Source organism: Trueperaceae bacterium (assembly GCA_036381595.1).
Taxonomy (GTDB): domain Bacteria; phylum Deinococcota; class Deinococci; order Deinococcales; family Trueperaceae; genus DASVCN01.
In genome coordinates this window covers 14,691-32,999 of sequence record DASVCN010000009.1, presented here as the reverse complement: position 1 = coordinate 32,999, position 18,309 = coordinate 14,691, and the positions used below count along the sequence as shown (strand labels likewise).

21 protein-coding genes are annotated in these 18,309 nt (G+C 68.1%); 9 read left to right on the top strand and 12 right to left on the bottom strand.

The window, feature by feature from the left end; genetic code table 11:
- From VF168_02295 to VF168_02285, 3 genes are all read left to right on the top strand, one after another.
- A complete protein-coding gene (locus VF168_02295; protein ID HEX7002999.1) occupies positions 1-1,197 on the top strand; it encodes an aminotransferase class I/II-fold pyridoxal phosphate-dependent enzyme in 1,197 nt (398 codons plus the stop codon).
- Positions 1,198-1,263: 66 nt separating this feature from the next.
- Positions 1,264-2,961 (top strand): dihydroxy-acid dehydratase, encoded by a 1,698-nt coding sequence (ilvD, locus tag VF168_02290; GenBank protein HEX7002998.1) that lies wholly within the window; start codon positions 1,264-1,266, stop codon positions 2,959-2,961.
- On the top strand, positions 2,958-3,710 hold the full coding sequence (locus tag VF168_02285; protein ID HEX7002997.1) for a ThuA domain-containing protein: 753 nt from the start codon (positions 2,958-2,960) through the stop codon (positions 3,708-3,710). The genes ilvD and VF168_02285 overlap by 4 nt, the downstream gene beginning before the upstream one ends.
- Before the next feature lie 4 nt (positions 3,711-3,714).
- On the opposite strand, the gene ispE is transcribed toward VF168_02285, so the two are convergent.
- Both ispE and ispD read right to left on the bottom strand, forming a co-directional pair.
- Complete coding sequence (gene ispE, locus VF168_02280) at positions 3,715-4,563, bottom strand: 4-(cytidine 5'-diphospho)-2-C-methyl-D-erythritol kinase (protein HEX7002996.1); 849 nt, start codon at positions 4,561-4,563, stop codon at positions 3,715-3,717.
- On the bottom strand, positions 4,560-5,231 hold the full coding sequence (ispD, locus tag VF168_02275; GenBank protein ID HEX7002995.1) for a 2-C-methyl-D-erythritol 4-phosphate cytidylyltransferase: 672 nt from the start codon (positions 5,229-5,231) through the stop codon (positions 4,560-4,562). The genes ispE and ispD overlap by 4 nt, the downstream gene beginning before the upstream one ends.
- A gap of 59 nt (positions 5,232-5,290) precedes the next feature.
- On the opposite strand from ispD, the gene VF168_02270 reads away from it, so the two are divergent.
- Together VF168_02270 and VF168_02265 are read left to right on the top strand one after the other, a co-directional pair.
- Entirely contained in the window at positions 5,291-5,650 is a 360-nt protein-coding gene (locus tag VF168_02270) for a DUF309 domain-containing protein (GenBank protein ID HEX7002994.1), read from the top strand.
- The gene (locus tag VF168_02265) at positions 5,647-5,901 is read left to right on the top strand and encodes a PspC domain-containing protein (GenBank protein ID HEX7002993.1); all 255 of its coding nucleotides are present in this window, start codon (positions 5,647-5,649) and stop codon (positions 5,899-5,901) included. Before VF168_02270 ends, VF168_02265 begins: the two co-directional genes overlap by 4 nt.
- On the opposite strand, the gene VF168_02260 is transcribed toward VF168_02265, so the two are convergent.
- Both VF168_02260 and VF168_02255 read right to left on the bottom strand, forming a co-directional pair.
- Positions 5,898-7,682: an E3 binding domain-containing protein gene (locus VF168_02260; protein HEX7002992.1), complete on the bottom strand. Its 1,785-nt coding sequence runs from the start codon at positions 7,680-7,682 to the stop codon at positions 5,898-5,900. The genes VF168_02265 and VF168_02260 overlap by 4 nt on opposite strands.
- Before the next feature lie 128 nt (positions 7,683-7,810).
- Complete coding sequence (locus VF168_02255) at positions 7,811-9,136, bottom strand: PASTA domain-containing protein (GenBank protein ID HEX7002991.1); 1,326 nt, start codon at positions 9,134-9,136, stop codon at positions 7,811-7,813.
- 87 nt (positions 9,137-9,223) lie between these two features.
- Here VF168_02255 and VF168_02250 point away from each other — a divergent pair, with 87 nt between their 5' ends.
- From VF168_02250 to VF168_02240, 3 genes are read left to right on the top strand one after another with little or no spacing between them, the layout of a single operon-like run.
- Complete coding sequence (locus VF168_02250; protein HEX7002990.1) at positions 9,224-9,871, top strand: hypothetical protein; 648 nt, start codon at positions 9,224-9,226, stop codon at positions 9,869-9,871.
- A 56-nt stretch (positions 9,872-9,927) separates the two neighbouring features.
- Positions 9,928-10,818 carry an acyltransferase gene (locus VF168_02245; protein HEX7002989.1) on the top strand — a complete coding sequence of 297 codons (891 nt, stop codon included), beginning with the start codon at positions 9,928-9,930 and terminating at the stop codon, positions 10,816-10,818.
- Positions 10,818-11,087, top strand: coding sequence for a hypothetical protein (locus tag VF168_02240; GenBank protein ID HEX7002988.1), 270 nt, complete (start codon positions 10,818-10,820; stop codon positions 11,085-11,087). Before VF168_02245 ends, VF168_02240 begins: the two co-directional genes overlap by 1 nt.
- Before the next feature lie 12 nt (positions 11,088-11,099).
- Here VF168_02240 and VF168_02235 read toward each other — a convergent pair whose 3' ends face one another.
- On the bottom strand, positions 11,100-11,996 hold the full coding sequence (locus tag VF168_02235; protein HEX7002987.1) for an ROK family protein: 897 nt from the start codon (positions 11,994-11,996) through the stop codon (positions 11,100-11,102).
- A 311-nt stretch (positions 11,997-12,307) separates the two neighbouring features.
- Between VF168_02235 and VF168_02230 the strand changes: the two genes are divergently transcribed.
- Positions 12,308-12,706, top strand: coding sequence for a DUF2203 domain-containing protein (locus VF168_02230; protein ID HEX7002986.1), 399 nt, complete (start codon positions 12,308-12,310; stop codon positions 12,704-12,706).
- Here VF168_02230 and VF168_02225 read toward each other — a convergent pair whose 3' ends face one another.
- From VF168_02225 to upp, 7 genes are all read right to left on the bottom strand, one after another.
- On the bottom strand, positions 12,707-13,402 hold the full coding sequence (locus VF168_02225; GenBank protein HEX7002985.1) for a metallophosphoesterase: 696 nt from the start codon (positions 13,400-13,402) through the stop codon (positions 12,707-12,709).
- Positions 13,403-13,498: 96 nt separating this feature from the next.
- Positions 13,499-14,032, bottom strand: coding sequence for a 2-amino-4-hydroxy-6-hydroxymethyldihydropteridine diphosphokinase (folK, locus tag VF168_02220; GenBank protein ID HEX7002984.1), 534 nt, complete (start codon positions 14,030-14,032; stop codon positions 13,499-13,501).
- Positions 14,029-14,391 carry a dihydroneopterin aldolase gene (gene folB, locus VF168_02215; GenBank protein ID HEX7002983.1) on the bottom strand — a complete coding sequence of 121 codons (363 nt, stop codon included), beginning with the start codon at positions 14,389-14,391 and terminating at the stop codon, positions 14,029-14,031. The genes folK and folB overlap by 4 nt, the downstream gene beginning before the upstream one ends.
- Positions 14,384-15,247 (bottom strand): dihydropteroate synthase, encoded by an 864-nt coding sequence (folP, locus tag VF168_02210; GenBank protein HEX7002982.1) that lies wholly within the window; start codon positions 15,245-15,247, stop codon positions 14,384-14,386. The genes folB and folP overlap by 8 nt, the downstream gene beginning before the upstream one ends.
- Positions 15,248-15,332: 85 nt before the next feature.
- A complete protein-coding gene (gene wecB, locus VF168_02205) occupies positions 15,333-16,454 on the bottom strand; it encodes a UDP-N-acetylglucosamine 2-epimerase (non-hydrolyzing) (GenBank protein HEX7002981.1) in 1,122 nt (373 codons plus the stop codon).
- A complete protein-coding gene (locus tag VF168_02200; protein ID HEX7002980.1) occupies positions 16,451-17,557 on the bottom strand; it encodes an MraY family glycosyltransferase in 1,107 nt (368 codons plus the stop codon). Before VF168_02200 ends, wecB begins: the two co-directional genes overlap by 4 nt.
- A 79-nt stretch (positions 17,558-17,636) precedes the next feature.
- Positions 17,637-18,266: a uracil phosphoribosyltransferase gene (gene upp, locus VF168_02195; GenBank protein HEX7002979.1), complete on the bottom strand. Its 630-nt coding sequence runs from the start codon at positions 18,264-18,266 to the stop codon at positions 17,637-17,639.
- Positions 18,267-18,309 lie beyond the last annotated feature (43 nt).

Genomic DNA, 18,309 nt, shown 5'->3' with positions numbered 1-18,309 from the left:
GTGACGCGAACGGGCGACGACGCCAGGCGGACGGTCGGGAGCCGCCGCATCGCCACCTTCGGAGAAACGGTGTTCGCAACCTACTCGAGATTGGCTCGGGAGACCGACGCGATCGATCTGGGTCAGGGCTTCCCCGACTTCGATCCTCCCTCGTTGGTCATCGAGGCGCTCCGCGATTCGGTCGACGGCTATCAGCAGTACCCGCCCTTGCCCGGCTGGCCGGCGTTACTGGAAGCGCTGGCGGCCGACAAGGGCGGCCGCCTGGGACGACCTCTCGACCCGACCGGCAATCTGCTGGTCACGGTCGGCGCCACCGAGGCCCTCTTCTCGGCCATGCAGGCGTTCATCGATCCAGGCGACGAGGTGGTGCTCATCGAGCCGTTCTACGACGCCTACCCGGCAGACGTGATCATGGCCGGTGGCGTACCTCGGTTCGTTCCGCTGGAGCCCCAGCAGGATGGCCGCTGGCTGCTGGATATCGACCGGCTCCGCTCGGCGTTCGGCAAGCGGACCCGCATGATCGTAGTCAACTCGCCCCACAACCCGAGCGGCAAGGTATTCAGCGCCGACGAACTCGACGCCATCATCGAACTGGCCGAAGAGTTCGACGCCCTGATCCTCGCCGACCAGGTCTACGAGCACATCTCCTACGTCCCTTTCGTCGACCTGCTGAGCAGGCCGGGTGCCTGGGAGCGCGCGATCGCCATCTCCAGCTTCGGGAAGACCTTCTCGGTGACGGGGTGGAAGATCGGTTGGGCGTGCGGTCCCGCACCCCTCATCGCGACCCTGCGAACCGCCCACCAGTGGGTCCCGTTCACGGTGGCGATGCCGCTCCAGGAGGCCGCCGCCAGGGTGATAAGGCAGGCGGCTGGCGGAAGCTACTACCGGGAGCTCGAGAGCGCCTACCGGCGCCGCCGAGACCTCCTGCTCGCGGCCCTCGCAGGGACCCCCTTCTGGGCGCTCCGACCCGAAGGCGGTTACTTCATCGTCGCCGATACCGAGGAACTGGACTACGCCGACGACGTGGCCCTCTGCCTCGACCTGCCGGCACGAGCCGGGGTCTCGGCGATACCCCCGAGCGCCTTCTACAGCCCTGGCCACAGAGACCTGGCCCGCAATCTCGTTCGCTTCGCCTTCTGCAAGAAGGACGAAGCCATCCTCGAGGCGGGTGAACGGCTGGCGCGGCTGGCCCAGTAGGAACGGAGCAGGGTCGAGCCGCCGAGGCGGCAAGGTTAGAATCTACGCGAACTCCCGGAGGACCAGATGAGCGACACCCTCGAACGCGAGAAGCTGAACCGACGCAGCGCGGTGATAACCCAAGGGGACAGCCGTGCGCCCAACCGGGCGATGCTGCGGGCGGTCGGCTTCAGCGATGAAGACTTCTCCAAGCCGATCATCGCGATCGCCAACGCCCACAGCACCATCACCCCCTGCAACTCAGGGCTCGGCCGGTTGGCGGAGGCTGCCGAGTGGGGCGTGCGCGAGGCGGGCGGTATGCCCCAGACCTTCGGCACCATCACCATCTCGGACGGGATCTCGATGGGAACCGAGGGGATGAAATTGTCGCTGGTGTCGCGGGAGGTGATAGCCGACTCGATCGAGACGGTATGCCGCGGCCAGAGCATGGACGGCCTCATCGCGGTGGGCGGATGCGACAAGAACATGCCCGGCGCGATGATTGCCATAGGACGCCTCGACATCCCGACCGTGTTCGTATACGGGGGGACCATCAAACCGGGACACCACGAGGATGAGGACCTGACCATCGTCAGCGTATTCGAGGCCGTCGGCGCCTACAACGCCGGCCGCATCCCCCTCGATACCTTCCGGGCCATAGAGCGAAGCGCCTGCCCCGGCAGCGGCTCCTGCGGCGGGATGTACACCGCCAACACGATGTCGTCGGCGATCGAGGCGCTCGGCATGAGCCTCCCCTACTCTTCGACCATGGCCAACGAGGACGAGGAGAAGCGGATAAGCGCGCGAGAGAGCGCCAAGCAGCTTCTGGAGCTCATCGAGCTCGACCTGACGCCCCGCAAGATCATGACCCGCGAGGCGTTCGAGAACGCGATAACCGTCGTAATGGCGGTCGGCGGGTCCACCAACGCCGTGCTCCACCTGCTGGCCATCGCCCACGCTACCGGCGTAGAGCTGACGATCGACGACTTCGAGCGGATCCGCCGGCGCACCCCCCACTTCGCCGACCTCAAGCCGTCGGGCCGCTACGTCGCGACCGACCTCCACCGCGCCGGCGGCATCCCGCTCATCATGCGTATGCTGCTCGACCGCGGCCTGCTACACGGCGACTGCATCACCGTCACCGGCAAGACCGTCGCCGAGAACCTCGCAGATGTGAGCGGCAGGCCCGACCCCGACCAGGACGTGGTGCTGCCTTTCGACCGGCCCAAGTACCCGTCGGGTCACCTGGCGATACTCCGCGGCAACCTGGCGCCCGAGGGCGCCGTGGCCAAGACCAGCGGCCTGTCGAGCACCAGCATCACCGGCCCAGCTCGCGTCTTCGACAGCGAGGAGGAGGCGATGGCGGCGATCCTGAGCGACAGCATCGTGGCCGGGGATGTCATGGTCATCCGCTACGAGGGTCCCAAGGGGGGGCCGGGGATGCGGGAGATGCTCTCCCCGACCGGGGCCCTCATCGGCAAAGGGCTGGGCGACTCGGTGGGCCTGATCACCGACGGCCGCTTCTCCGGCGGAACCTACGGGTTGGTCGTGGGGCACGTCGCGCCCGAGGCCCAGGTCGGTGGCCCGATCGCGCTCGTCCGCGAAGGCGACACGATCACCGTCGACGCAGAGCGGAACCTGATCGAGGTCGACCTCACGGAAGCCGAGCTCGAAAGCAGACGGGCGCGGTGGCAGCCCCCCGAGCCTCGCTACCGGCGAGGAGTCCTGGCGAAGTACGCGACGCTCGTCTCCAGCGCGTCGAAGGGGGCGGTCACCGACCCATGAGCGAACTGCGCGTGACCATCTGGAACGAGTTCCTTCACGAGCGGGAGAACGACGTCGTCCGCTCCCTCTACCCACAGGGCATGCATGAGGTATTGGCCGAAGCGGTCCGCGAGCGAACCGGCGCGACGGTGCGCACCGCCACCCTGGATGAGCCTTCGCACGGTCTGCCGCGGGAGGTCCTGGAGGCCACCGACGTCCTGGTCTGGTGGGGCCACAAGGCCCACGCCCGCGTCTCGGACGAACTGGTCGAAAGGGTGCACAGTGAGGTCCTCGCCGGTATGGGTCTGGTGGTCCTCCACTCGGGCCACTTCTCGAAGGTGTTCAAGAGGGTGCTGGGCACCCACTGCTCGCTCAAGTGGCGGGAGGCCGACGAGAAGGAGCGACTCTGGAGCCTCGAGCCGTCGCACCCGATACTGGAGGGCGTCCCCGAGCGGTTCGAACTCGAGCAGGAGGAGATGTACGGCGAACGGTTCGACGTGCCCCCACCCGACGAACTGCTGATGATCTCCTGGTTCCAGGGCGGCGAGGTGTTCCGCAGCCTCTGCACCTGGCGCTGCGGTCACGGCCGGGTCGTCTACTTCCGTCCTGGGCACGAGACCTACCCCACCTACCACAACCCGTTCGTCCAGCGGATCATCGCCAACGCCTGCTCGTGGGCGGGGCGGCGGGTAACCATCGACGCTTCGAAAGCGCCCGAAACGCGGGCCCTCGAACCCGTACCCAACCCGGGCAAGGAGCACATCCTCTAGGACGTCAGACGGCCGCCAGGCCGGACCAGGCCCACCAGCCGGGGTAGCGAGCCCTCAGGCCCTGGGCGACCAGCGCCGCCTCCTGCTCGCTCTCCGCGAGCCCGAAGCAGGTCGAACCGGAGCCGCTCATGAGCACGCCCCTCAAGCCGGCGTGGCGCAGGGTTTCGAGCGCTTCGCCCACCACCGGGTACTCCTCGACGACGCCAGCCTGTAGCGAGTTCAGGTACTCGGGCTCGCTGGAACTCGACAACCGTTCGAGCAGGCCGCGTCGGTCGGGAGGTGGGCTCACCTCCGCCAGCAGTCCGTACGCCTCCGAAGCGCTCACCGCGACATCGGGTTTGAGCAGGACCACAGGGATCGGAGGCAGAGAGACCGGTTCCAGCCTCTCGCCCCTTCCGCTGGCCCAGGCTGCCGCCTGGCCGCTCATGAAGAAAGGCACGTCGGAGCCGAGCTCGAGCGCCAGGGTGTCGAGTTCCACGGCCGCCGGGTAGAGTCGCGCCAGGGCGAGCAGGACCTGGGCCGCGTCCGAGGAACCACCACCCAGTCCGGCTGCGAGCGGGATCCGCTTGCGCAGCTCGAGTCGAACCTCCCGCTCGTCTCCCGCCGCGCGCTGATAGGCGCGAAGGGCCCGCACCGCCAGGTTGCCGTCGTCCAGACCCAGCCCCTCGAGACGCACGCCGGAGTCCGCTTCCACGCGGCCGTTCAAGCTCCCGGCAGGCGTCACCGCGACATCGTCGTGCAGCCCCAGGCGCACGAAGAGCGACTCGATGTCGTGATAGCCATCGTCGCGCCGCCCCACCACCCAGAGGCCGAGGTTCAGCTTCGCATGCGCCTCGAGGAGAAACTCGTTCACGGTTCGGCCATCAGAGCGTCCCAGGCTGCCGCGAGAGCGCTGGCGAAACCGAGGTCCTCCGGAGCGGTCAACTTGAACAGCCAGGGCGAGCCGGCCACGAGCTCCACCGGGTGACCGAGCGCGCGGACCAGCGAGGCATCGTCGGTGCCCTCTCGGCCCACCGTCGCCGCGGCCGCGTGGGCCTCCAGCAGCAGGTCGCGCCGGAACGCCTGCGGAGTCTGCACCGTTCGCAACCTGTCCCGATCGAGCACCATCCCGTTCGAGCCGTCTACCACAGTGTCCGGCACCGTCCGCGCGGCGGTCGCTGCCCCGCAACGCCGAGCCGCCTCGAGCACCCGGTCGGTGACCGCTCGTTCGAGGAAGGGCCGGGCGACGTCGTGGACCAGGACGACCTGCGCCCGCGTGGCGCCGATCAGCGCCAGAACGCTCTCCTGACGGCTACTCCCTCCCTCGATGACCGTGGCGGCAGGCACCAGCCGCCGGGCCTGCTCCTCCCGGCCGTCCGGAACCGCCACGATTACCTCGTCGACGGCGGGGGCGGTCGCCTCCACGACGCGCTCCAGGAGCGTCTTGCCGGCGAGCTCCAGGAACGCCTTGGGCCCCCGCCCCAGCCGCTCACCCGAACCGGCGGCAGCGATCAGGGCGGCGCTCTTCGCGATCGCTTCCATCGAGTCAAGATAACCCGCTGCGGGAAGCCGGCCCGGATCAGCCGACATATAATCTGCGGATGATCACCGAGCAGCACCGGCAGGCCTGGGAGGAGGGCGTCCGGCTCTTCGAAGCGGGCCGCTACTGGGAGTGCCACGAGGCGCTCGAACCCGCCTGGCTCGAGGCGTCAGGCAGCGAGAAACGCTTCCTCGGCGGAGTGATCCTGCTGGCGGCTGCCCTCCACAAGGCACGGGGCATGGGGAGCGCTCGCGGCGGCAGGCGGAACTACGCCAAGGCGCTGTCGAAGCTTGCGCCCGTGGGGGACCGCTTCTGGGGGGTGGACGTACGTGAGCTCGAAGCGCTGGTGCACGCGGCGTTGCGCCGGGACGACCTGCGCCCCTGCATACCGAGGGCGGCAGAGGCGGGAGGACGACCTTGAGCGACGAGCGTGACTGGTCGCAGCACGACCACCGGCGGGCGAGGCGGCCGGCGGGAGATCAGCGGTTGTTGCGCAGCCGCGAGGCGGTACTCGGTGGCGTTGCCGCGGGAATCGCAGACCTGATCGGAACCAGGGCCTCCGTCGTTCGGCTCCTGTGGTTGGCGTCGCTGCCGCTCTCGGGCGGCATCACCGGGCTGGCCTACCTCCTCCTCTGGCTGATGCTGCCGGCCCAGGAGGGAACGGGCGCCTAGAGAACGATCCTCACCGGGGCCGCGAGCAACTCCGCGACCCGGCCCAGGAACTTCGATCCCGACTCGGGCGCGTCGACACCGCTGAGGGTCAGGGTCGCGTGCAGCCGGCCACCGACCGAGTCGAGCACACGACCGATCGTGAGGACCGGTGAGCCCACATCGAGGACGGCTTCGTCGATACCGAGTTGCGAGACGTCCGCCACCGCCAGGGCCGGCTCGCCGCTGCCGTCTGGGCCGCCGCTGCTGGCTACGATCAGGTCTCGGAAAGGCATCGTGCCCGCCTGAGGCACGACCGTGATGGCTATCCCGTCGTCGCTCAGCCTGGCCACGCCCACCTCTTGGCCCATAGCCGCCAGCGGCCAGGGGTTCCCCGCCCTGGCTGCGGCGCGCAGCAGGAAGGCGGCCAGAGAGGGCTCGCCGTCCAGTTCGCTTGCCAGCGCCTGGCTTGCTTCGATCAGGGCGGTCACGTCCACTTCGCGGCGCAGCACGATACCGCCGCCCGTCAGACCGCGTGCCGACCGGGAGCGATCCGGGTCGGTCGGCGCCGCTCCGGTGGCTTCGACCGCTGTCGTCACGGCCGGGCCCGCGGCCGCTCCGGAGCGAACCACGCGGTACTCGTCCTCCTCTATCCGAACGCCTTCGGGCAGGGCGCCGTCGGCCGTGTCGAGGAAGTCGTACTCGCTCGCCTCGGCAGGCATCCGGGGAGCAGTCTCGAACTCCTCCTGAGCCACCGCGGTCCAGGGAGCGTCACTGGAAGCCAGCTCCATCGCCCCTGGTTCGGCCGGCGTCCAGTGGCTCTCCCCGGCGCGCTCGGCCGTCGCCACGTCGTCCTCTACCTCCGCTGCGGTCGCGCCCATCCCTTCCCAGGGGGTGTGTTCCGTGTCGCTCCCGGCCGCAGCGCCGACCGTCCTTTCGTCGTAACCGGCCTCGCCTTCTTCGCCGGCTTCATCCTCGGTCCCCTCGGCGACGAAGTCGAAATCGTCGGCTACCTCGGCCGACCGTGTCTCCTGGGCCGGCTCGCTCCCGCGCGCGCCAGCTGCCGGCTCGGGCTCAGCCGCCGCGGGGTTCGGCGCGCTTTCCGGCGCAGCGCCGGACTGCACGGGCTCCTCGTCGTCGAACACGAAGATACCTTCGTCTATGGGCGGTTCCATCGACGAGGTGTCGAAAACCGACCGGTCATCGTCGGACGACTCGGTCCCGAAGTCGAAATCACCGCCCTCCCCGGAGTCCCCAGCGAGGCCGTACGCCTGCCCCTCGTTCTCCCTGCCGAACTCGAAGGAACGATGATCGTCGGCGCCGCCGAAGTCGAAGCCGCCCTCGTCGTCCTCGCGCCCCGCGTCCCCGCCCAGGTCGTTCAAGCCGCTGAAGACGTCGTCGTCTTCGCCGCTCTCGTTCGCGGGCGCTGCTCCCCAATCGTCAGCGCCCCACTCACCCTGCGACCAGTCGTCGGAGCTGCCGCCGGGCGAGCCCGCATCGGCGCTCTCGACCTCGAGGAGGTCGTCGTCACCCCCGCTCGGCGCGCTCGAACGTTCGTCGCGGGACGCCTCTGCAGCCGTGCCGCCCGTTGGCGGCGCGCCGTCCGGCCACGCCTGCATGCCATCGGGAAGCGGTTCCGGTGTGGGGTCGGGCGCTTCCTCACCCGCCATCACCCGGGCGAGGTAGTCGAGCACGTCTCGCTCGACGATCCTGCCATCCTCACCACTGCCGCTAAGGGCGCGCCAGTTCACGTTGTTCTCTTCGGCCAACCGCTTCGCGAGCGGTGAGATGTCGACCTCAGCCACCGATTTCCTCCTCGTGTAAGCGCGCTCGCTGCCCGTCAGCCGCCACGCCACCAGTCCTTACAGTCTCGCGGGGGTCCCCAGGGCTCGCAGCGAAGATTCCCACTAGGTCGGCGTTCCCGCCGTCGCCATCAGGGGCGCCAGGCCTGGAAGAAGACGCCGTTTATATAGGTCTGCAGCAGGGCGTCGCCCTCGACGAGAACGACAGCGGATACCGGTTCCCCGGCGCGGACCCTTCGGTCGATCACGGTGCGTTCCCCGTTGTCGTCCTGGACTACCAGGCGGAGGTCGTAATCCCGTTCCAGGAGGGAGCGAACGCCCAGGGTGGCCGGATCGAAAGTCACCGAGATCCGCCTCCCGGTCGGCTCCAGCCCCGCCAGTTCGGCCGCCTCGTCTCCCTCGTCGCCACCCGCGCGCGTGAACCGCGCTTCGCCGTTGCGGCCGTCGTTCGGTTCCTCTGCGACTTCGTCCCCGAAGAGCGCGTCGAGATCGTCATCCTGGCCGGCCAGGTCGTCGAAACTGCCTTGCGCGGCGTTGAGGGTCAGGGTCACCGGAGAACCCCTGAGGGTGTAGCCATCGGGCTTCACCTCGACGACCGTTCCGCTCGGCAGTGCCGGGTCGTCCACGTAGCGCACGTGGCCCACCTGCAGCCCGGCGGCGCGCAGCATCCGTTCGGCCAGCTGTGCCTCCCGGCCTACGACGCCCGGTACCGGTACTACCCGCCGGGCCGAGAGCCTCACCCCGAGAAGGACGGGCGTGCTCACGGCGACCTCGCTTCCCGCCGTCGGTTCCTGGCTCGTGACCGAGCCGGGAGCGTCGAAACTCACTCCGGCGGGCACCGCCTGTACGCTGCGAAGGCCCATGTCGAAGAGCAGCTCGCGTGCCTGTTCGACAGACATCCCGCTCAGGTCGGGCATGGTCACGGTCGAGATCTGAGGGCCCCGCGAGACGACGATGGCGAGGCCTTCGCCCCGGCCCACCGTGTCGCCCGGTTCCGGCAGCTGACTCATCACCAGACCCGGTGGCTGACTGCTGTGGGCGTAGGTCACGCTGTCGAGGGAGAGGTTGACGTCCCGGACCGTGCGCGTCGCCTGGTCGAGCGTAAGGCCGACCAGTACCGGTGCACGGGCGGCCTCGGGCGGCCGGTTGACGCCGATGGACACGTTGCGTCCCTTGCGCACCACGGAGCCCGCCGGGGGCGTCTGGCTGGTGACCACCTCCACGGGCAGGTCGGCTACGTTATCGGGGTAGGTCACCGGATCGAGCTCGTTCTCCCGAAGCAGTTCGACGGCTTCGGCGTACGGCATCCCTCGCAGGTCGGGAAGACGCACCTCGTCGACCCTCAGGTAGCGCACCGCGGCGCTCGAGGCGAGTCCCAGGATCACGAGCACGACTGCCGCCAGCAACCCCAGGCGCCACCTCACACGGAGGGTTTTGAACTGTTGCAGGCCTGTCACCCGGGAAGTCTAGCACCGGTCCCAGGAGGCCGATGAGATGCTTTCGACGACGGTCCCCGCGCGAGTCGGGCTGCTAGACTCCGGCCTGTGAGCAGCCCCGCGACGGTGGCCCTGAGCCAGTTCGCCGGGAGGTCCGGCGAGCTCGACAGGGAGGTGGAGGACCTGGCCACGCTGGCCCAGTGCGGCCTGCCGGTGGCCACGATCATCGTGGTTCCGCCCGAAGTCGAAGCGGAGTTCTACCGTCTGAACAACCTGGGTGAGCGGCTGCAGGAGCGCTTCAGCGGCGTGAACCTCGGCTTCCCTGATGACGAGGACATCGAAGATCTGGCACCCGCGGCAGAGGCCACCGTCTACGGCCACTACCTGCTCGACGAGTTCATAGACGCCTTCTACGCGGCCATCGAGGGCTTGCCGGACGAGTTGCGGATACGGCGGCCGGGGGAAGACGGGATCACCGTATCCGGGGCCAGGGGAGCGCTGCTTGGCCTCAAGCGCAACTGGAGCGCCTCCTGGTCTTTCGACTCGGTGTGGGCGAGGCTGTCGGCGTCCGGGGAACTGATGCCGCCGCCCCGCCCTCTGCTCCTTCACGCCGCCGAGCTGGCACCGCTACCGGCCGTGCTCTCGCGCGACGCGTCGGCTCTGCTGGGCAGGCCACTCGAGCTCTTGGGCGATCCGGTGATGGGGATCAGTCGGATAGTGCAGCGGGGGCCCGTCGGCGGCGGCCCATACGGGTAGCAGGCGTTACCCGGGGCCGGCTCCGGGCAGGGCTAAGGTAACTCCATGAGGACCAGATGCCCTGGTTGATACCCAAGGAGCTCCCGGAGTCGGCCGACCGCCAGATACGCCGGTTCCTGGGAGAGCTCGGCGAGCGGATAGACGACCCGACCCTCGACCGTAACGAGGTCGTGCGGGAGATCATCTCGCAGGTGATGCACGCACGGTCGTTCGACGAGCTGTCGGAGGTGGCGCCGATGGCGGCCCTGGCGCTCGACCCCCGGAACGTCACCTTCGAGGCCGAGCGCTACGTCGTCACGGACGCCAAGAAGTTCGCCGCCGTCAAGCCGCTCCTCTGGTTGTGGAAGTGCATCGACGGCACGCCGCTCGGGCAATCCCTGGCCACCGGCATCCCGTTGAGGCGGCTGCTGGCCGAACGGATCTTCGCCCGAGCCGGCCGCAACCTGAAGATCTTCCAGAACGTCGAGGTGTCGGTGGGGTACAACATCGAGGCCGGCGACGACGTCGTGGTCCACCGGCACGTGTTCATCGACGACATAGGCGGCGTCGAGCTCCACGACGGCTGTTCGATCTCGGACTACGCCAACATCTACTCCCACACTCACGACACTCTTGAGTCGAGCGACGTCAGGCTCAGGCGCACCGTCATAGGCAGGGGGGTCCGGGTCGCCTACCACGCGACCGTCCTGGCCGGGACGGTGCTTTCGGACGACAGTATGCTGGGGGCGATGGCGCTGGCCACGAGAGACCTCGCACCGCACGTCATCGGGCTAGGGATCCCGGCCAAGCCGCGGGTATGGAAGGAGCGTGCCGGCGACCCGGACTTCGCCAGGCTCACCGTCGACTCCGCTACCTACCCCCGCCCCCCCGAGGTCGTCGCCAACCCCGACTTCAGGGAGCGGGAAGCGGTCGCCGCGGTCGACGACACCGACGGGGAGCCGCACTAGTGCGCAAGCTTTGGCCGCTCCTCGGCCTCACCCTGGTCCTCATCGCCTGCTGCCCGGCTCCCACTGCAGCGGTGCAGACGGCTTTCGCCGGTCGCATCGGCTCGATCTCTCTCCCATACGCCACCGCACTGCTGGAGGACGGCCGCGAGGTGAGGCTGTCGCTCGCACGGGAGCATCCCCCTGCCCGGCTCGAACCGGGCGCACGCGTCTACGTCGAGGGGGTTCTCGACGGCTCGCTGGTCGTGGTGCGGCGTATCGCCGTCCTCTAGCCGCCGCTGCCGCTAGCCGGTTCCCGACTCCTTGCCAGCTACGGCTGCCGCGCCGATGACCCCCGCTGCCGTCCCCAGGCTCGCCTTGCGCAGTTCGGGCACCGGGTAGCCGACGAGGTAGGCCTCGGCGGCTGCGCGGATGCGGTCGAGATAGAAATCGCCCACCTGGCTCATGCCCCCGCCGATCACGAAGCCTTCCGGGTCGAAAACCTTCACCAGGTTGGCGATGCCCATCCCCGTGAAGCGGGCGGCGTTGTCGACGATGGCGAGCGCCTTTCGCTCCCCGGCGCGGGCGCGTTCGAACACCTCTTCCGTGGTGATGGCGACACCGTAGGCGTACGAGCCTTCGCGGGCGATGGCGCGACCCGCCGCCAGGGCCTCGAGCGTCCCGTGGTGTCCGTCTCCGTCGATGGGCCCACCGGGAAGCATGACGGTATGGCCTATCTCCCCCGCCAGGCCGTGAGCGCCGCGGATCACCCTGTCGCCTATGAAAAGACCCCCGCCTATGCCTGTCGAGATCGTCATGTAGATGCTCGTCTCGAGGTCCCTAGCCGCCCCGTAGAGGTGCTCGGCGTAACCGGCGGCGTTGGCGTCGTTCTCGAGTACGACCGGCATGGCGAGACGCTCGACGAGCCCGGGAACGAGCGGGGCTCCCTCCATGCCGGGTATGTTCGGCGCGAACAGCACGAGCCCCTGCTCGTAGTCGAGCGGTCCCGGGGAGCCTATCCCCACCGCGGTCACTTCCGGGTGCCGCTCGAGCAGCCCCTGGGCCAGGCCGGCCAAGGCGTCGAGCACGGCATCGAACCCGCTCCGGGGCGTGTCGCAACGCTCACCTTCGAGCACCTTGCCATCGAGGACGACCGCGGCAGCTATCTTCGTGCCACCCAGGTCGAGGCCAAGCGTCTTCATCGATCTTCCTTCCTCCGCGGCAGCGGGCGCCTGCGAACGACGACGGGCGCCGGAGAGACTTCCAGCGCCGGCGATCGGATCGGCCGGTCCTCTGCCCCGGGGACCGTTCGGAACGAGCAGACCGGTGGTCGGCCCGGAGCCCTAATCAAACCACACGTACTGTCCGTTTCGCGATCCAGACGCGTGAAGTGGCGGAAAGTGAAGCGTGCTTCATCAAAATCTTAGTCGGCGTCGCTCAACTTTTGTATAAATAGAGACAGGTCGTCGAGCGCTTCGGAGGTACGCTCGGTGACGAAAGGACGGATGAGCTGATGTACCGACTCTTTACGCTCGCGGAAGCCACCGACATGATCCCGACCGTAGACCGGCTGCTCGGCGAGATGCAGGACGCCGCACGCGATATCGCCATCCTCAAGGAACGACTCGGCAAGCTCGATCCGATCTCGGTCGACGCCAGGAACTGCGCCCAGGAGATCGCCTTCCTCATCAATGGGCTGCACTCGGTGAAGGCCGAACTGGATCGGATGGGGGTTCACATCAAGGATGTCGAGTCCGGCGTCGTCGACTTCCCCAGTCAGCTGGGCGCCGAGGTCGTCTGCCTCTCGTGGGAGAAGGGCCAGGACGCCATCACTCACTACCACCGCTTCGGCGAGGATGCCACCAAGCTCCTGCCCCACCAGGCGAACGACAACAGCAGCGCCAGCTTCTGATCACAACTCCATCACCAGTCGCGGCCGGAACCCGAGGGCGTCGGCCGCGACGAAGTGCACGGCGATGCCGGGAAGGTCGGGTACAACCTTCTCGGCAGGCTCACCGTGGACGTGGCCGAATACGACCGCATCGGGAGCCGCGTCGAGCAGCAGCTCCGTGAACCCTGAGGGGTCGAGCCTGGAATTGACCGGGGGGAAGTGGAGCATCACCACGAACGCGTCGCCGCCGAGCTTGCGGGCCGCTGTCAGCGAGAGTCTCAGCCGCTCGAGTTCGCGCCGGTAGATCTTCTCGTCCTGTTCGGAGAACCCGTGGCTGCCGGGGCACACCCAACCGCGGGTACCGGCGATCACTAGCCCGTCCATCTCGAGGGCGTCGTTCTGTATCGCCCGCATCGTGGCTGGCAGGGCGGCGCGCAACTTCGAAACCGACGGCCACCAGTAGTCGTGGTTGCCCCTCAGGATCACCTTGCGGCCCGGCAGGTCCGCTATGTCCCGGAGGTCGAGCAGGGCGTCCTCCAGCTTGAGCGCCCAGGAGAGGTCGCCGGGAATCAGCACTAGGTCTTCGTCGCTCGTGACCTCCTCCCGCCAGCCTTCGAAGAAGGCCTCGGGATGCCCCTCCCAGCCTGGTCCGAATATCGTCATCGGTTTCGGGTCGGCGCGCGAGAGATGAGGGTCGGCGATGGCGAAAACGCGCATACAGCGGAGTCTACCGCGTGACCCTGGCGCCCCCCTGCCAGGGCCCGTAACGCTATCCGCCTCGGTCCCTACATCTCGTTTCTTACGTCTCGTTTCTTACGTCTCGGCGCGACGCGCCCGGCTGTCGCCCCAGCCGAGGACGGTGCGTTCGATCCCCTCCATCGGGAGTCGCGCGAGGGCCTCGCAGGCGCTCTCCCGGGTGAGCGGGTGGCGCCATTCGGGCACTGCTTCGCAGAGGGGAACGAGCACGAAGGAGCGTTCCATCATGCGCGGGTGCGGGAGCGTGATTTCCGGCTCCTCTCTGACGAGTTCATCCAACGCCAGGAGGTCCAGGTCGAGTACTCGTGCCTCCCATCGCAACCGGCGCAGCCGGCCGTGACGACGCTCGATCTCATGTAGCGCGCCGAGCAGCGACCGCGGCTCCGCGAGGCCGAGTCTCGGCTCGAGGGCCACCACCGCGTTCAGGTAGTCGGGTTGACCAGGAGGACCACCGACCGGTGCGGTGCGGTAGATGCTCGAGCTTCTCGCGATGCGACCCAGTTCGGCCAGGTCGGAACGGGCAGCCCGCAATCTCGCCGCGGGATCGCCGAGGTTGCTGCCGAGCGCCACGAGCGCCAATGGAGGGGTCAACTCTGGCGCTCGCGCCGCACTTCCACGTACACGTCGCGGACCACCCCGGGGAGAGGCGCATGGGGTTTGTGGACCCGCACCAGCAGCGCGTCGAGCAGCGGTTCCGCGGCCAGCAGCTTCTCGGCGATGATCGCGGCGAGCGACTCGATCAGATAGTGCCGGGAACCGGTGACCACCTGCTGCACCGCCCCGTAGACCCGCGCGTAGTCGATCGTCGCATCGAGCACGTCCTCCGCAGGAAGGTCGAGGGCGAGTTCGAGGTCTACCGTGAAGCGCGCCCCCAGTGTCGCCTCCTCGTCGAGCGCTCCGTGGTGCGCGTGGAACTCCATGCCCAGGAGTACTATCTTCCCTTCACTCACGCAGACGCTCCCATACCGCCAGCGCCTGGACATGTCCGGCGACATCGTGAACCCTCACTACGGCGGCTCCGCAGCTCGCGGCGTGGAGGTGGAGGGCGATAGAGCCGGGATCCCTGTCGGCCGGACGGCTGGGGCCGGCCAGGTACTCGATGGTGCTCTTGCGGGAGCCGCCCACCAGAACCTTCATGCCCTGCGCCATCAGGAGGGGTAGGGCTCGCAGCAGCTCCAGGTTGTGTTCCGGCGTCTTGCCGAAACCGATGCCGGGGTCGATGAACAGGTCCGGCAGGCCCGCCTGCAGGGCCCGCTCCGCAGCCTCGGTCAGGAAGCCACCGACCTCGACGACCACGTCGTCGTAGTGCGGTTGCCGCTGCATCGTCCGCGGTTCACCCTGCATGTGCATTATCACGGCCGGTACGCCGAACTCGGCGCAGAGCTCGACCAGCCACGGGTTCCGCAGGCCAGTCACATCGTTGACGAGGTGAGCGCCAGCTTCCAGAGCGCACCGGGCTACCTCGGCCTTGCAGGTGTCGATGCTGATGATCGCCTCGGTCTTCTGCGCCAAGGCCTCCACTACGGGCACGACCCTCTCGGCCTCGACCTCGGGTGTGACCGGTTCTGCCCCCGGCCGGGTCGACTCGCCGCCCACATCGACGAAGAGCGCCCCCTGCTCGGCCATCGCGACGCCCCTCTCGATGGCCGCCTGATGATCGGCGTAGGCGCCGCCGTCCGAGAAGCTGTCGGGCGTGACGTTGAGGATGCCCATGACCGCGGTGCCGGGCCAGGTCCTCACGTGCCGCTCCCCCTCCTGCAGCGAGGCTGGCAGGGGACGGCGGGAGCTGAGCCGATGCTCGGTCACGGCGCAGATTCTATCACCGGCTCTCGACGGCGAACTTCCTTCTATCCTTCGCTGGTCCTCAACCGCGGTTCGGGTTTCGTCGCCCTCAGCGCCAGTCCGCCGGCCGGTCTGCCAGGCCGAGGCGCCAAGCGACCGCCGCTGCGATCCTGCTCCCGGCCCTCCCGTCGCCGTACGGGTTCTCGCGCTTGCGCATGGCGTCGCGCCGTTCCGGATCGGCCAGCAGTGCTGAGACGATCTCCTCCACCCGGCGAGGCTCATTGCCGGCCAGTACGAGGGCGCCCGCATCGACCCCTTCCGGTCTCTCCGTGACGTTCCGCAGCACTACCACGGGGACTCCCAGCGCCGTCCCCTCCTCCTGTATGCCGCCCGAGTCGGTTATCACCAGTTCTGAACGGTCGAGCAGGGCCAGCATCGACAGGTAGTCCCAGGGGTCGTCCAGGATCACGTTGTCGAGACCCGACAGCTGTGGCCGAACCGCTTCACGTACGGCCGGATTGAGGTGCACCGGATAGACGAAGGTGAGCTCGGGGTTGGCCCGGGCCACGTTGGCGAGCGCTCCCGCCAGATCCCTCATCACCGGCAGGTTCTCTCGCCGGTGCATCGTCACCGCCACCAGCCGGTCGCACGGTACATGCCCGGGGAGCCTGGCCCGGGAGCGGGCGAATTCGACGGCATCGACGGCGGTGTTGCCGGTTACGACCATCCGCTCGTCGCTCTTCCCCTCGGCCAGCAGATTCCGCCTTGCCAGCGGCGTGGGCGGCAGGTCGAGGTCGGTGAGGACGTCGGTGAGGCGGCGGTTGGCCTCTTCGGGGAACGGCTGGGCAAGGTCGAACGATCTCAGACCCGCCTCGACGTGCGCCACGGGGATACCTTCGTAGAAGGCCGCCAGCGCAACGGCGAAGGTTGTGAGGGTGTCGCCGTGCACCAGCACGTAGTCGCAACGCAACTCCCGCAGTTTCTGGGCCGCCAGCGGCACGATACGGGCTATCAGTTCGGGCAGGGTCTGCCTGCTGGTCATCACCGCGAGATCGGCGGCGGGCTGCAGGCCGAAGAGCCTGAGACTGCCATCGAGCTGCTCCCGATGCTGCCCGGTGACGAGCACGACAGGTTCGAGGCCCGGCTGCTCGCGCAGCCCGAAAACCACCGGCGCCATCTTGTTCGCTTCTGGTCGGGTGCCGAAGGCGACACACACCCGCTTGACCGTCACGTACCGGTTACCTCACGCTCGAGCCTCACCTCGATGAGTCGCACCAGGCTGGCTCCGGCTATCAGCAGAACGGTAGTTGCCACGGTCAGATACATGATCGCCGGAGGCGTGCTGGAGAGGATCATGCCCAGCGCCCCCAGGACCAGGGTGGCGAACCAGAGAACCATCACGGTGACCCTCTGCGAACCGCTGCGCTCGCGGATGAGATCGTGGAGGTGGTCGTTCGAGGCGAGCGATGGGCTCACCCCCCGACGGAGCCGGCGGAGGGTCACCTGGGTGATGTTGAGTACCGGCACCGCGAGGATGAGTATTGGTGCCGCCACGGTAACGGCGGCCGTCACCTTGAGAGCGCCCAGCACGCTCACCGCCGCGAGGACGTAGCCCAGCATGTACGCTCCGGAATCTCCCATGATTATCTTCGCTGGATTGAAGTTGTGACGCAGGAAGCCCAGCGCCGCGCCCGCGAGCGAGGCGAGGAGCAGGATGGCTGCGCCCCGGTCGGGGAACTGGAGTGCTACCGCAAGCAGACTGAGCGAGGAGATGGCGGCGATACCCGACGATAGACCGTCGAGGCCGTCGATGAAGTTGAAGGCGTTGGTGAAGCCGACGACCCAGAGAAGAGTGATGGCGACGGCCACCACGTCGGGCATGAACAGGTACTTCCCGGCGCCGAAGTAGTCGGTCACGAACTCGATCTTCACCCCGTTGACGACGAGTACGCCGGCGGCCAGGAACTGACTGGCCAGGCGCATGGCCGGCGGAACTTCCCACATGTCGTCGATGAAGCCCACCAGCACCATCAGGCTGCCGCCGAGGACGATGGCGAGCAGTTCTACCCGGTAGGCATCGAGCAGCGCCGGCCGCACCAGGCTACCCACCAGGAGCGCGATGAGGAAGCCGCCGAAGATGGCGATCCCGCCGATGTTGGGAACGTTGCCGGAGTGGATCCGCTTCCCCTCGCCGTGGCTGGCGCCACCGTTCTGGAAGGCACCTATGCGCAAGGCGAAATCACGGACCCAGGGAACCGCCAACGAGACGACGACCAGGGCGACGGCGAAGGAGCAGAAAACGAGTGGCGCGATCTCGACGGTGTTCTCTGGCACAACTCACATTCTACGTAGGGCGATGAGCAGGAAATGCGACATATGACGCTCATCACGGGCTATCCCGAAGGTCCAGGTGTTAGCGGGTCCCGTAGATCCGGTCTCCGGCGTCACCGAGGCCGGGAACGATATAGCCATGGTCGTTGAGGCGCTCGTCCCTGGCCGCGAGGATGATCTCTACGTCGGGGTGCTCGCCGTGGACGGCGGCGATCCCTTCGGGTGCGCCGAGGATGCAGAGAAGCCGGATCCGGCGCGCGCCGAGGTTCTTCAGGATGGTGATGGCGGCGGCCGCGGAGCCACCCGTCGCGAGCATCGGGTCGAGCAGGAACACATCCCGCTCGTCGATGTCCGACGGCAGCTTCTCGTAGTACTCGACCGGCTTCAGCGTCTCGGGGTCGCGGTAGAGCCCGATGTGCCCAACGCGGGCGCTGGGCACAAGGGTCAGGAGCCCGTCGACCATCACCAAACCTGCTCGCAGTATCGCTACCAGGGCCAGCTTCTTCCCGGTCAGCCGCTTCACCTGGGCGGGGGCGACAGGCGTCTGAACGACCGCATCGTCGAGCGGCAGGTCGCGCATCGCCTCGTAGGCCATGAGCATGCTCACCTCGGTGCACAGGGCCCGGAAGTCGCGAACGGCGGTGTCACGGTCGCGGAGGATCGACAGTTTGTGCTGCACGAGCGGGTGGTCGATGACGCGTACTTGCTCCATGATGCCTCCTGGACTCGACCCCGATGCTACCCCGCATGTGCCT